The sequence below is a fragment of the Paenibacillus sp. OSY-SE genome (genome assembly GCF_000283315.1).
In the GTDB taxonomy this organism is placed as follows: Bacteria; Bacillota; Bacilli; order Paenibacillales; family Paenibacillaceae; genus Paenibacillus_B; species Paenibacillus_B profundus.
On record NZ_ALKF01000203.1, the window covers coordinates 122252 to 136371 of the forward strand.

General features: G+C 49.0%; 10 protein-coding genes. 7 read left to right on the forward strand and 3 right to left on the reverse strand.

What is annotated here, in order from left to right:
* Positions 1-31 precede the first annotated feature (31 nt).
* Both A372_RS0129495 and A372_RS0129500 read left to right on the forward strand, forming a co-directional pair.
* Positions 32-1099: an undecaprenyldiphospho-muramoylpentapeptide beta-N-acetylglucosaminyltransferase gene (locus tag A372_RS0129495; protein WP_019424539.1), complete on the forward strand. Its 1068-nt coding sequence runs from the start codon at positions 32-34 to the stop codon at positions 1097-1099.
* A 504-nt stretch (positions 1100-1603) separates the two neighbouring features.
* On the forward strand, positions 1604-2494 hold the full coding sequence (locus A372_RS0129500; RefSeq protein ID WP_019424540.1) for a GNAT family N-acetyltransferase: 891 nt from the start codon (positions 1604-1606) through the stop codon (positions 2492-2494).
* Between the two features lie 15 nt (positions 2495-2509).
* Here the strand turns inward: A372_RS0129500 and A372_RS37785 are convergent, their stop codons facing one another.
* On the reverse strand, positions 2510-2737 hold the full coding sequence (locus A372_RS37785; RefSeq protein ID WP_157259820.1) for a hypothetical protein: 228 nt from the start codon (positions 2735-2737) through the stop codon (positions 2510-2512).
* A gap of 110 nt (positions 2738-2847) precedes the next feature.
* Positions 2848-3516 (reverse strand): DUF3885 domain-containing protein, encoded by a 669-nt coding sequence (locus tag A372_RS0129505; protein WP_026011360.1) that lies wholly within the window; start codon positions 3514-3516, stop codon positions 2848-2850.
* 300 nt (positions 3517-3816) lie between these two features.
* Here A372_RS0129505 and A372_RS0129510 point away from each other — a divergent pair, with 300 nt between their 5' ends.
* Positions 3817-4686, forward strand: coding sequence for an SDR family oxidoreductase (locus A372_RS0129510; protein WP_019424542.1), 870 nt, complete (start codon positions 3817-3819; stop codon positions 4684-4686).
* Positions 4687-4751: 65 nt separating this feature from the next.
* Here the strand turns inward: A372_RS0129510 and A372_RS0129515 are convergent, their stop codons facing one another.
* A complete protein-coding gene (locus tag A372_RS0129515; RefSeq protein WP_019424543.1) occupies positions 4752-6818 on the reverse strand; it encodes a class I SAM-dependent methyltransferase in 2067 nt (688 codons plus the stop codon).
* An 813-nt stretch (positions 6819-7631) separates the two neighbouring features.
* Between A372_RS0129515 and A372_RS0129520 the strand changes: the two genes are divergently transcribed.
* The 4 genes from A372_RS0129520 to A372_RS0129540 all read left to right on the forward strand — a co-directional run bounded on the left by A372_RS0129520 (position 7632) and on the right by A372_RS0129540 (position 14031).
* Positions 7632-8522 carry an NAD-dependent epimerase/dehydratase family protein gene (locus A372_RS0129520; protein ID WP_026011361.1) on the forward strand — a complete coding sequence of 297 codons (891 nt, stop codon included), beginning with the start codon at positions 7632-7634 and terminating at the stop codon, positions 8520-8522.
* 414 nt (positions 8523-8936) lie between these two features.
* A complete protein-coding gene (locus A372_RS0129530; RefSeq protein ID WP_019424547.1) occupies positions 8937-11288 on the forward strand; it encodes a helix-turn-helix domain-containing protein in 2352 nt (783 codons plus the stop codon).
* Between the two features lie 128 nt (positions 11289-11416).
* On the forward strand, positions 11417-13012 hold the full coding sequence (locus A372_RS0129535) for an extracellular solute-binding protein (protein ID WP_019424548.1): 1596 nt from the start codon (positions 11417-11419) through the stop codon (positions 13010-13012).
* Positions 13013-13071: 59 nt separating this feature from the next.
* Complete coding sequence (locus A372_RS0129540; RefSeq protein ID WP_019424549.1) at positions 13072-14031, forward strand: ABC transporter permease; 960 nt, start codon at positions 13072-13074, stop codon at positions 14029-14031.
* Positions 14032-14120: the final 89 nt, after the last annotated feature.

Below are 14120 nucleotides of genomic sequence, written 5' to 3' on the forward strand. Positions count from 1 at the left end.
ACAACAAGTTACAGGTTGGTGATAAGCAACTATGAAAAAGACCATTGTGTTGACCGGAGGAGGTTCTGCTGGCCATGTCACTGTCAATGCTGCGCTCATACCAAAGCTGCTGGACGGAAACTGGGACATTCATTACTTCGGCTCGATTGACGGGATTGAGAAGCAGATCATCTCAACGTTCGAACAGGTGCAATATCACGCTATCTCAACCGGCAAGCTGAGACGCTATGCGGACTGGAACAATGTCAAAGATCCCTTCAAGGTAGTAAAGGGCTCCTTCGAAGCGTACGCAAAAATGAAGCAGCTTAAGCCTAATGTCATCTTCTCGAAGGGAGGATTCGTCTCCGTTCCGGTCGTAGTTGCGGGCCGGATGCGCAAGGTGCCTGTCATCATCCACGAATCGGATATCACTCCCGGCTTGGCGAATCGTATCGCCATACCGTTCTCGACTAAAGTCTGTACAACGTTCCCAGAGACATGTGAGCATGTTACGATCGAAAAGGCGGAATATGTAGGCGCCATCGTCCGAGAGGAGTTGTTAGAGGGCGATGCAGGCACAGGCCGTGCGATTTGTCGCTTTGCTAAGGGGAAGCCTGTGCTGTTCATTATGGGCGGCAGCTTAGGCGCGAAGAGTGTCAATCAGGCTGTCAGAGACAACCTGCCCGCATTGCTGAAGAAATTCCACGTCGTGCATATTTCCGGCAAGGGACAATTGGACGATTCGATTAATGATGCAGGCTATAAGCAATTCGAATTCGTGAATGAAGAGCTGCCGCATCTTATGGCCATGGCTGACGTGATCATATCCCGTGCGGGTTCCAACTCCATCTTCGAGTTCTTGTCTTTGCGGAAACCGATGCTGCTGGTGCCGCTGCCGAAAGGCTCGAGCCGGGGCGATCAAATATTGAATGCGAGGTCTTTTGCTGATCGGGGATTTTGCGAGGTGCTGGATGATGCCGAATTACGGACGGAAGCTTTTGTACATAAAATCAACGATCTGCACGAGAAGCGGAACGATTATGTGAACAATATGCTGTCTTCTGATGCGATCGGCTCGACTGACAGGCTCGTTCAGATGATAGAGCATTATAAGCGCTAAGGGCAGTCTAAATGGTTTCTTCTTTTACTGTACTTGGAAGAAGCTTCTTTACAGGTGCGCTTGATGAGCATGCAATAACTAAGTGATAGCACTGGTTCTCAAGAATTCGGAGATTTTCTTTCATTTCTTGCTGAAAGATATTCAAAGTAAGTAAGCTTGTTTTTAGTTATACAAGTTGAATCGCATTGTTTTCCGAGGTGAAAGCAAGCTCCGTTGGAAAACGTACAGTGAAATGTGCGGATTGTGTGGTTTAACAGCATGCAGACTGCATTTTGTCCAGTGGATCTGGCTATTTTTCAGCACCTACTGCCGAACGAGTGCCGTTCCGCTGTACAAAATCCAACGGATCTTACCGCAATAGCGAAATGTATGTTGTTCCGCTGTACAAAATCCAATGCAAGACGAGACAAAGGGTTTTATGGGGTTGAACCGATTTGTCACCGATTCTGTGGAAGCGTTCGGAATGAATCTGCAATCTATTATACTGATGAGGAGAAGCTTAAAATGAGTCAGTACACCTTTATTCATAATTATAAACATATTACGGAATATAGACGGAGCTTCAACCGATTGGCGCATTCCGTGTTCGGCATTGATTTTGAAGCATGGTATGCGAGAGGCTGCTGGGATGATCGCTATGTCTGTTACTCCTTCCATGACGGGCTCGACATCGTTGCCAATGCTTCCGTGACCCATATGGATTATATGTTGGAGGGCATGCCGTACAAGGCGCTCCAGATCGGTACGGTCATGACCCATCCAGATGCCCGTAATCTCGGGTTGTCAAGGCAGCTGTTGGAGAAAATATTGTCCGACCATGAGCAGGAGTATGATTTCATCTATTTATTCGCGAATCCAGATGTGCTGCAATTTTATCCCAAGTTCGGATTCGCTCCAATGCGGGAAACTTCTTATTACGTGCGTTATTTGCTTGGTAAGACAGGCCGGAACGCGGCACGCAAGCTGAATATCGACGAGGCTGCCGAGTGGGAGTTAATCGTGCAGAAGGCAGCGGCTCGCATCCCGGTGTCCCGCCGCTGCGGAGTGGTTCACGCAGAGTCAATATTGCTGTGGTACTGCATGAATATTTTTAGTGATCACATTTATTATATAGACGACTGCGATGCCGTCGTCATTGCGGAACGCAGAGAACAAGATCTCCATGTGTACGATGTCGTTGCCGAGCGGAAGCTCTCATTGGATGAGTGGCTTCATCATTTGGCCGATCATTTCGCCGCTGAGGGGGAATACAGGGTCATCTTCCACTTTACCCCGGACTTCGATGATATCCGTCCTTTATCATACGAATGGGATCAACCGGATACACTGTTCGTGAAGACAGACCATGTATCTCTTCCGGCTGGAATCCGCTTCCCAATGACGGCTCAAGCATAGATGACTAACATGCGTCTACAGCCTGTCGTACCTTGCGAGGATCGCTTCCGCCTTACCCGTCGAGCTTTGCGATGCCCATCCACCAGTGGAGTCTCGATTGGTATAGACAGGCATTCCGCCGCGCTTAATGCCTCCATATCGCGAAATATAGTCCGTTCCGACACTTCCAGCCGCTAAGCAAGCTTGCGGGATGTCATCTTGCCGTGGCTCCCCGTAGTCCAGTCCAGCTCCGGCGGTCCGCACTACGGAGCTGCCGTTGCGAGCAAGGAAGTAGAACTACTGAATATTGGGATTTATATATACTTATATAACCAATGCACCCGTTAATCCAACAAGAAATAAGAGGGAAATAGTTATTTAAAAAGTTGTTCAATCTCTTCACGATTATATTCATCAAGCCAATCGTTGTACTTTTCATATGATGGGAGTATGGTTTCTCTATTAGTTGAAATGACTTCACATCCTCTATCATCATAAATAAAAAAGATTAGATTTTTTGTGGCATTTATGAAAAATACATCTGGATAATATGAACCGTTTTCCCTGACTAATTTGGGTTTCAAAGGAAAATCTTGATTACAAATTGCTTTAATTAGCATGGGGTATCGTAAATCTCGTTTGCTGCACTTTAAGAAATACTGAGTAGTATAATAGTCATCAGCTTCTTCTTCGTCGTCGAACATATATGGCAAAGTCTCCTGCTTTAAATGAAATTTTAAATCTTTATCATTTATGTAGCGGTTGTAGACTTTTAATCGATTTACTCTGTTTTTATAAGCTTTTCGCTGATAAACATTTGTAACAAGGAAAATTTCATCTTGTTCAGAAAAAAGACTGTTAAAAAGAGACAATGCCTGGCTATATACTCGGTCAAACATTTTAAGATTAAGCTTACCATCATCCTTAATTTGATACATTCCTTTTCCAAGTTCAAAGTGAATGCCTTTATCCCATTGATTATAAAGGCTTGGTTTCAAAATAAGTCCTGGAAAATTTATATTTAGATATTCCCTTAACTTCATCATTCGTGAACCCCACTCTTCTTCTCATTCTGCAACAATGAACTTATTGTACTACACTGTTCCTTTCGTTTTACAGTGTTATACGTTAATGTTAAATCCTCATAATCTAAGGCTATCATAAGTGGTATTGGTCGAAAATAAGCAACTGACAACAAACTGTAACCCGTAGGATGGATACTTTGAAAAAGTGCCCCTGCGGGTTATTTGATAATTTTATCCGGCCACGACCAATATGACAGTAGTTGTCATATATCTTCTGATAATCTAAAACAGTAGTCAAATGAGATGAGGAGGGCAAGGATGATGCCATTGCGCAATCAAGTTGCCGTTGTCGCTGGAGCGACCCGTGGGGCAGGACGGGGAATCGCTGCCATGCTGGGAGAAGCGGGTGCGACGGTCTATTGCACGGGCCGCAGTGTACGCGGACAACTCTCCAGCATGGGGAGGAGCGAAACGATTGAAGATACGGCCGAAATGGTGACGGCGAACGGGGGAAAGGGGATTCCTGTACGCGTGGATCATACGGTGGAGGAGGAAGTAAAGGCGCTTTTTGAACGGATAAAAGAAGAACAGAACGGGCAGCTCGATATATTGGTGAACGATGTGTGGGGAGGAGATCCTCTGACGGAATGGGGCAAAGGCTTCTGGGAGCACTCACTTGCGAACGGCTTGCTCATGCAGCAGCGGGCGGTTCACTCGCACGTGATGACGAGCTATTACGGAGCGCCGCTTATGGTTGCACGACGGCAAGGGCTTATCATCGAGATTACAGACGGCACGGATTATCGGTACCGGGGCAACATGTACTACAGCCTTGCCAAGGTATCGGCGATCCATCTGGCTGGGGCGATGGCAGAAGACCTGCGTCCACACGGGGTTGCGGCAGTCGCTGTTACCCCCGGGTTTCTGCGCTCAGAAGCGATGCTCGAACATTTCGGGGTTAGCGAGGATAATTGGAGAGAGGCAGGGAAGCAAGAGCCGCACTTCTTGATGTCGGAGACGCCAACCTATATCGGGAGAGCTGTAGCGGCGTTGGCGGCCGACCCGGATCGGATGGACAAGTCGGGGCAGTCGTTCAGCACGTGGGGCTTATCGGATGAATACGGGTTCACCGATGCCGACGGCGGCCGTCCGCATTGGGGCAAATACGCAGCCGAGCAAGGATTTTAACGTACGATACGAATCAAGGCCGGTCTTTAATTGACCGGCCTTCTGTTTTGGCTTTGTGATTGCCGTTATTGCTTCTCGATGACGATGAGACAGGTGCTGTCGGGAAATGGCACCGGCTCTCTACGTTCGTTCATGAAGGACGTTTTCGGCGCAAGCGCCTCTGTGTAGCCGTCCTGCAAGTAATGATCGCACTTGATGATGACAGCGCGAGCGCCCAATGTCTTCACGATGAAATTCCCATATTGCGACGGTGTGAAATAACCGAATTGCTCTTGGACTTCGTGGACATACGCTTCAGGTCCCCAAGTGTAAGTATACAGGAACTCCATGGCGTCATTTATCGGCATCAACACTTCGTATGGCGACAAACGCTCATATCGAATCTTTCTTCCGGCGAAATCTTTGGCGTACCGCTCCAGCCACGACATGCCGTCTTCCTTGCGGAACGCGATGATCCGCTTCTGATCCGCAGGCTCGCTCATAATCCCGTCGCGGATAATGATGCGGCCGCCCGGCGGAAGGACATCGAATGCGCTCCGGAGGGCGGCCGCAACGGTGTCATGGTTGAAGCTTCTTCCTTCATATTCGATATAGGAGTACAGCTCATGCAGGATGGACGAGAAGATGATCGTATCGATGCTCCCCGGCTCGACATATTGCTTAAGGTTAAGCGCATCGCCCTTCATGACGCGCCAGCTCCGGTTCTCACGCTGCTTCCTGCGCTCAAGCGTCTCGATGACATTTTGTGAAATATCGATTCCAATCGCCTGTGTGCCGGGCAGGCGGTCCTCAATCAAGTCAAGCATGATCCCTCCGCCAGGGCCGATATCGATGACGCCGACTCCGGTCACATAATCGAGAATAACTTGCTTATAATCCGCAGACCGGTTCATATCGGACAAATAATCCTCTTCATTATGGAACCGATCGTATGCGTCGCGCCGCAATTCGAACAAGTCGAACAGCATCAGAATCGCTTTCTCATAGAGCGGCGTCTTCTCGGCTTCGATGCAGAAGTCGATCAACTTTTCCGCGGCGGCAGAGAATTCGAAGTTTACATACATACTGTCCTGTGCTTCATCAAGATGATCAATATGGAAGGTCAGATGCGGACTATCCGGCGTGCGATGGTTCCTGATATCTTCATAAGTGAGTTCCCGCAATGCCTTTTCGATCATCCGTTTTTTGTAAACATTTATTTTCTTCCGGCCTTTGAAATCATAATACATGCTGTTCATCAACCGCTCGAAGCTGATATGGCGCACATGCTCCGTCTGCGGAGCAGCTAAGGTCATGAGGAAGATTTTGATGAATTCTTCGAACGAAAACTCATGTAAGGCCGCTTCGACGAACCATAAGGTTTTGTCATTCAATGCACGGAGCGCGGTCATAATATGCGGTTGGATTTCCAGCTTCGCCAGCTCGGCCTCCACGTTTTCGCCGCTGCGGACAGACAGCTCCCGCAAGTGACGGAACCGTTCCTGCAAGGAGAAGGCGTTATCGAATTGGCCTGTCACGATCTGATCGACAACGTCCTCGACCCGGCTCTTCAGCGAATTCCACAATTCGGGCGAGACCGCGGCAATGACGCAGCGATTCAGCGGCAGAAGCAGATCCCGCAGCTCCCGGGACGATACGATACCCTGCTTCACCAATTGAAATAAGGGAGCGTTTTCGATTAAAGGCACTTCTCCGCGCAAATATTGTCCGATAAGTCCATGCGTATAAATAAGCGTGTGCGTAAGCTGGCTGCGTTCATGGCTGTTGTCAGCGACGTGCTGCTTATAGATCTGAGCGGAGCCGACGTTATGGGCGAACAGCGACACGCCCTGTTCCTGCCAGACGATCCGCTGGCGCACGGTCCCGCCCTTGGCGGCCTCTGACCATTTCAGCACCGTTTCCACTGTTTCCTTAATCCAGAAGGACAACGGCATGCGTGCCAACTCTTGCAGTGTCCGTTCTACATAGTCAAGCACCGGGTTGGAATTCGCGAGCTGCCGCAGCGATTGAATTCGTTCGAGATTGACAATCCGCTCCTCGGCCGTCACGATGTATTCCAACCAGCGGTTCTCCTCCAGCAGTGCGGTTTCGCCTTGTCTGTAGGATTGAATAGCCTTTAATGATTGCAGCAAGAGCCTCACCTTTTTTCTATAGAATCGACATTAACATATTCAATATTTTGAAGCACCCACACCCCAAGGCGCAAGCTAACTAACATGAGGGGGATTCTTAGCGATATAATTTGACTTAAAATCTGGATGATGCTCATCCGATTGGATTTTGTGCAGCTAAAACAGCATATAATCCTCTTAATGCGGTGCTTCATTGGAATTATCCCATGCGCTCCAATGCTTTCTCGCTTATTGCTCAGCAATCGCTGGCTAATTGCCAAATCCATTGGATGAAACACAGTCTAAATTAGTTGAACGCGTTCCAATCATTCTCCCCTTGGGTCAGGCCAGTACCAACGATTCCCGCCTGTCTCAGGCGCAAGACGTGTGATCGAACGGTAATGCTGCCGCATTGTCTGAGGAGTAAGATTACTGTAGACATGTATATCAAAGTTAACTTCATCCTATGGATACCCCTTCTGAACGAGAGGGAGAATGGAGAGAAGTCTTGGCAACGTATCGTTATAGGCTGGACATGCTGGCTGTTATGACTTTGGAAAACAATACATCGATGCGGTTTCAGCTAGCGTATATAGCAGATGAACATGATGATGGAATACCTTATAATACTACAACATGAAGAGATGCCGGACAATTAATGTGGCAGAAGACACGCCCTGTCCGAAGCCGATTCATCCAGTATCATGTCTGCATATATGGAGTCGTCAATACATGGGCGGGGGAAGCTTGAACTTGCTAGCTGTGCCGAAGGTTCCGGTGCTTTATAATGTGGAAAGAACGAATCAATCAAAAGAACGAAGGAGGCAGATTTTCATGAACAAAGTGTTAGTTTTAGGGGGAACTCGCTTTTTCGGCAAAAAGCTGGTAGAGGCGTTGCTGCGGCAAGGCGCAGACGTGACGATAGCAACAAGAGGGAAGACTGCGGATTCGTTCGGGAATGCGGTGAAGCGGATTACGGTGGACCGCACCGATTCCGTGGCGTTCGAGTCCGCTATCGGATCAGCCGAATGGGATGTTGTGTACGACAATATCTGCTTCACGCCGCAAGAAGCGGAGGAAGCTTGCGCCATCTTCGCCGGCAGGGTACAACGATACATATTGACGTCCAGCTTATCAGTCTACGAGTTCGGTCCAGAGCGAAGAAGTGAATCGGATTTCAACCCCTATATGTACCCAATCCAGTTGGAGGAACAATCTGAGTACAGCTACAAGGAAGGAAAGCGCTGCGCGGAAGCGGTGCTATTGCAGAAAGCCTCGTTTCCGGTCTGTACGGTCCGTTTTCCGATCGTGCTTGGAGCGGATGATTACACGAAGCGTCTTCATTTTCATGTTGAGCATGTGCGGCAAGATAAGCCAATCGGCATTCCTTCTCTGGAGGCGAAGCTGTCATTCATCAGCTCTGACGAAGCGGCGGAATTCCTGGCCTGGCTGAAGGACAACGCTGTGGAAGGGCCGGTGAACGCATGCTCGACAGGAGAGCTGTCGCTGCGGGAAATCGTCACTACCGTCGAAGAAGCAGTCGGACAGCAGGCGCACGTGATTTCTGATACGTCCGAGTTGGACGATGGGCATAAGTCTCCATTCGGCACGGCAGACAGCTGGTTCATGGACACGACGAAAGCGCAGCAGCACGGATTTGCATTCCGTAACGTGACGGATTGGTTCGTGCCGCTTGTTCGCGATATCGCGGCTGGACGGGCATAACGGACGATAATCAGGATGTCGAAGCTCTTTGACGGTTGCAGATGAACCATCCTATGTTTTGTTTCAACAGCTATGGAAGCCGATCTCTCGGCCATTACGCCAAGCTCAGGCAGCAGCATCGATGCTGCTGCCTGTTTTGATCAATGGTGAAGCTATGTCATCATGAAGGGACTCGTATGCAAATAGATTTGCATCAGGATTGCGCTGCCCCGTAGACGACCGTAATGTCCTCAAAATATCTCCCGTTGATTCCCGAATGCGCGTACGCGCACGCCTTTGCTTTTCGCCTTTTCCAACAGCCCGATCGAGCTTATAAGGATTGACTCCTCCGTCATTGTAATAATAGATGGACTATAATAAGTCATTATTTTCAAGTCCGTATCCAAGAACCAAGAGAACAAAGGGGGAAAAGGAATGAATGTTCGTTGGCTTGCGCGAATCTGGAAGAGGAGAATGACGAGAAGAAGCGTGTTTATTACGATTTTACTATCGTACCTTGTCATTTTGCTGCTGCCTGTGACGGTTGGAGGCATCTTCTACCAGCGCATCGAACAGATCATGATCAACAATGCGATTCGCACGAACGTAGGGCTGTTGAAGCAGCTGAATCAGATTACGGATTCTCGATTGAAGGAAGTGGATCAGCTCACTGCACAGGTGGCGCTCAACCCGAAGGTGAAGTGGCTCTTGAACAATGCGGGCAGCGAAAGTCTGCAGAAGCAAATGAAAGTGATTGAAGCGTTGAAAGAGTTGAAGAAGTATAAAAATATAAGCAGCTTCATCAGTGATTTTTTCATTTACTTTCAAACAAATGACATGATTCTCACTCCAGACATGAAGACGGATTCATCCTTGTTCTTTCAACAAATCACTATGTTTCCAGGAAGAGATTACAGCTGGGTTCGGGAACGCCTGCTCGCTGGATTTCATCATAAGACCTATTTGCCATCCGAACCGGTCAAGCAAGGGAACGTGCAATCCAATACGATCACCTTCGTGCAGTCCCTTCCTTATGAATATGTATCGGACATCCAAGGACAACTGATAGTTCTTATTGAAGAACAGCAGATGAAGAATATGTTGACCCAGATCGAAGGCGTGAACAATGGCTCCCTGGTCATCTTCAATGAGAAGCAAGAAGTGCTTATGTCTACGCTGCGTGACAATAGTGCTGCAGCAATCTGGAAGCATCTTCATTTTGCAAACGGTTACAATGAAATCGACATCAACGGTGAACGAATGATACTGTCGGACGTGAACGGGAGCAACGGTTGGAAATATGTATCGGTCATTCCGAAAAAGGTCGTATTGAAGGACGTGCTCGTTATTAAAAAATGGGCGCTGTTCGTCCTCGTCGGATGTCTTGCTGCAGGGCTTGGCGCATCCTATGTGATGGCATTCCGGTATTATCAGCCAATTAGAGATGTCGTGCAGATGTTGAGTCACCGTAAATCCTCGGAGGGGGAGACGTACCGCGATGAATTTGATTTGATTAAGAAATCAGTCATCCGCTCTATGGATGAGGAGGACAAGCTGCGGCAAACGTTGGCGGAACAGTCGCCGGTGCTGCAGGCCAATTTCCTGTCCCGCCTCATTCGCGGACACGTCGATCTGTCCCATGGCATGAAGGAGACGCTTAGCTTCATGGACATTCGGCTGCCTCACGATTATTACGGTGTCATTCTCATACATATTGTGGACTGCTCCCGGTTCATCCAAGGCGACACGGAGCGTGAATGGGGATTGGTGCGGTTCGTGCTTACGAATCTCGGGCATGAACTGCTGCAGGAGCAAGGCTATATTGTGGAAATGGAGCGTGATCGGCTGGCGGTGCTGCTCAATGTGGCCGAGTCTTCGGAATCCGTCTGCTCGATCCGGGATGAACTGTTGTGCCGGCTGAAAGAGGCGGTGCAGGAGCGGTTCAAGCTGTCGCTGGCCTTTGGCGTTAGCCCCATTTACCGCGGAATGGATCAGATCGGGACCGCGTATGGCGAAGCGATGATGGCGCTCGATTATTGGATTATTCATGGTATCGAATCGATCATGTACTACGAGAACATTCACTCGGTGAAGTCGCCGTTCTACCATTATCCGATTGAGACAGAGATTCAATTAATGAATGTGGTCAAGAGCGGGGAAGCGGATGTTGCGGAAAAGCTGCTGCAGCAAATATTCGTCATGAATTGGCAGCAAGATCATGTCACGCCGGACCGGGTGCGATGCTTGGCCATTGATTTGTTAACGACATTAATGAAAATATTGAACGGCATTCAGGTGGATGACCTTGAAGTGTTCGGCGAGTCGGTCGATCCCGCTCGATTGGCAGCGCGGCCGATAGCAGTGGAGGACATGCAGGAGCAGATTATGCAGCATTTTCGCACGCTGTGCCATTACATCCGGAGGGAACGCAGCGATCATCATGACCGTTTGTACCGGGGGATGGCGGAATACATCGGCAAGCATTTTCATGATCCCAATCTGAGTCTGAATACGATGGCAGCCGAGTTCGAGATGACATCGCAATATATTTCGGCCTTCTTCAAAAAGTATAGCGGGCGCAACATAACGGAATACATCGCGGAGCTGCGGATGCAGGAGTCCAAAAAAATGCTCGCGGACGGAACTCTGACGATATCCGAAATCGCGCAAAGAGTAGGGTATGCCAGTGATGTAGGCTTCTTGCGCTTCTTCAAGAAGAACGAGGGAATCACACCGGGAAAATATCGTGAAATGCTGGAGCAGCAAGCGGATCGGAAGAATGGTTAACCGATCTTAAAAACGGTAAGTGAGCATGCATACATTCGGTTAACTTAGATTGAAAACGTTTACTTACTGTCTCGCGAGGAGCTCGCTATAGTTGGAATCATACCAATTCCGATGGGAGGTCATTAGATATGAAACGTCACTCGTGGCGACAAGCAAGTCTGATCATGGTATCTCTCGTCATGATCGCAACCATGTTCTCGGCCTGCAGTGAGAAGAAGGCGCCAGAAGCGGCTCCTTCCACTGATATTCCGGCAGAGGAAGTGAAATTACCCGCTTCCTTGACGTATTGGGCTTCGATGGGAAATGCGGGGACCGTCATGAAGAGCTTCAGCGAGATGGGAGCCTACAAAGAACTGGAGAAGCGGACAGGAACGAAAGTCGAATTCCAGCATCCGCCTTCTGGTCAAGAAGCCGATCAGTTCAATCTGATGCTAGCTTCCGGCAAGCTGCCTGACGTCATTGAGTATTCGTGGGGTGGGGTAGCCAAGGGGCCGGATCAAGCGATTAAAGAGAAGCGGATTCTCCGCTTGAATGAGCTGATTGAGAAGTATGCTCCGAATTTGAGCAAAGTGTTGGCGGATCGACCTGATTTGAAGAAGCTCGTCACGACGGACGAAGGCAATATCTATGTATTTCCGTTCTTGCGTCCGGAACAGGAGCTGTTGACATTCATGGGGCCGACAATTCGTCAAGATTGGCTCGATAAGCTAGGGCTTCAAGTGCCGACGACAATTGAGGAATGGGAGAAAATGCTCATCGCTTTCCGCGACGGAGATCCGAATGGGAACGGCAAGAAAGATGAGATTCCGTTCCTTCTGCGTGATATCAATGTAGCCTTTGTCGGCGCGTATGGCATTACAGACGGTTTCTACAGAGAAGGCGAGGTCATCAAGTACGGCCCGATTCAACCGCAATACAAGGATTATGTAACCATGTTAAACCGTTGGTATAAGGAGGGCTTGCTGGACAAAGATTATGCCACGACCGATGGCAAGCTGCAGGATGCGAAAATGACGGGCAACCTGCTCGGTTCCCTCGTAACATACAACGGTTCGGGTGTCGGACGCTACATGAACCTGATGAAGGAGAAGGATCCGAGCTTCAAGCTGGTTGGCGCGCCTTATCCGACTGCTATTCCGGGTCAAAAAGCGCTTGGCCAGGCAGACTCGCCCTTTGCTGGCGTCGGGGCAGCTGTCTCCGCTTCGGCCAGCAATCCGGAGGAAATCGTAAAGTGGATGGACTATAAATATGGCGAGGAAGGGCATATCTTGTTCAACTTCGGCGTCGAGGGCGAAAGCTACAAGATGGAGAACGGCTATCCGAAATATACGGACGAAATTATGAACAACCCGGACGGACTGCCGGTCGCGCAAGCGATGGCCAAATATATGCCCGTGAACTGGTCCGGTCCGTTCGTGCAGGACAAACGTTACATCGAGCAATATATTGAGCTTCCAGAGCAGAAGGAAGCGATGAAGAACTGGCTGGATGCCGACCGCAGCAAGCTGCTGCCGTCGCTGACACCGACCTCGGAAGAAAGCTCCTCCTATGCTTCGATTATGGCAGATATCAATACGTACAAGGCGGAAATGTTCGATAAGTTCATCATGGGCGCAGAACCGATCGACAACTTCGATAAATTCGTCGAGACGATTAAGTCGATGGGGATTGAGGATGCGATTAAAGTGCAACAGGCTGCTTTGGATCGATTCAATAAGCGATAAGGAGCACACATTCGTGCCGGGTATTCCGGCACGAATCTTCTTCATAAGGAGGGAATGACATGCCGGTACCAGAGAAAGCGACGGCGCATACCGGATCCCAAGCACAACCGGGCTTTATTCGGCGCGTGATCCGAGACGCCAAGATGAACAAGTATATTTATTTGATGCTGCTGCCCGTTGTCGTGTACTATGCTGTCTTTCATTACGGACCGATGTACGGGATTCAAATCGCATTCAAAGATTACTCCCCAGCCTTGGGATTTCTTGAAAGCCCGTGGGCAGGCATAAAATATTTCGAAGAATTTTTCAACAGCCACTTCTTTTGGAGAATCGTCCGCAACACGCTGTTGCTCAGTTTTTATGAGCTTGTATTCTCGTTTCCCGCACCGATTATATTGGCGTTGCTCTTGAATGAAATCCGCCATCACATGTTCAAGCGCGCCGTACAGACGATTACCTATATTCCACATTTTATCTCTATTGTCGTCATCGTCGGGATGATGGTTGATTTTCTGGCACGAGACGGGCTTATCAACAACATCTTAGGATGGTTAGGCGTCGAAGCTGTCGCCTACTTGCGGGAGCCGGAATGGTTTCGGAGCATCTATATTACGTCTGGCATCTGGCAGGGGGTAGGCTGGGGCACGATCATTTATTTGGCTGCGATATCGAACATCGATCCTTCGCTGTATGAAGCGGCCAAAGTGGACGGCGCGTCGAAGTGGCGCCAGGTGCTCCATATTACGATTCCGGGCATTATGCCGACGGTTATCATTTTGCTTATTCTGCAGATGGGCAGCCTCATGTCCGTCAGCACAGACAAAATCTTGCTGATGTACAATTCATCGACGTATGAAACCGCTGATGTCATTGGCACATACGTATACCGCAAAGGTCTGTTGGAGTCGAATTACAGCTACAGTACGGCCATCGGACTATTCAACTCCATCATCAATTTCGCGCTTCTCATTTTGGCGAACACGGTGAGCCGTCGCGCAAGCGATACGAAGCTGTGGTAGAGGGGGAGCTGCAGTTGATGAACAAATGCGACAGAGGAGGGACCAGCTGGTGAATAAATTGTCGATTGGCGAACGAATTTTTGAATTTT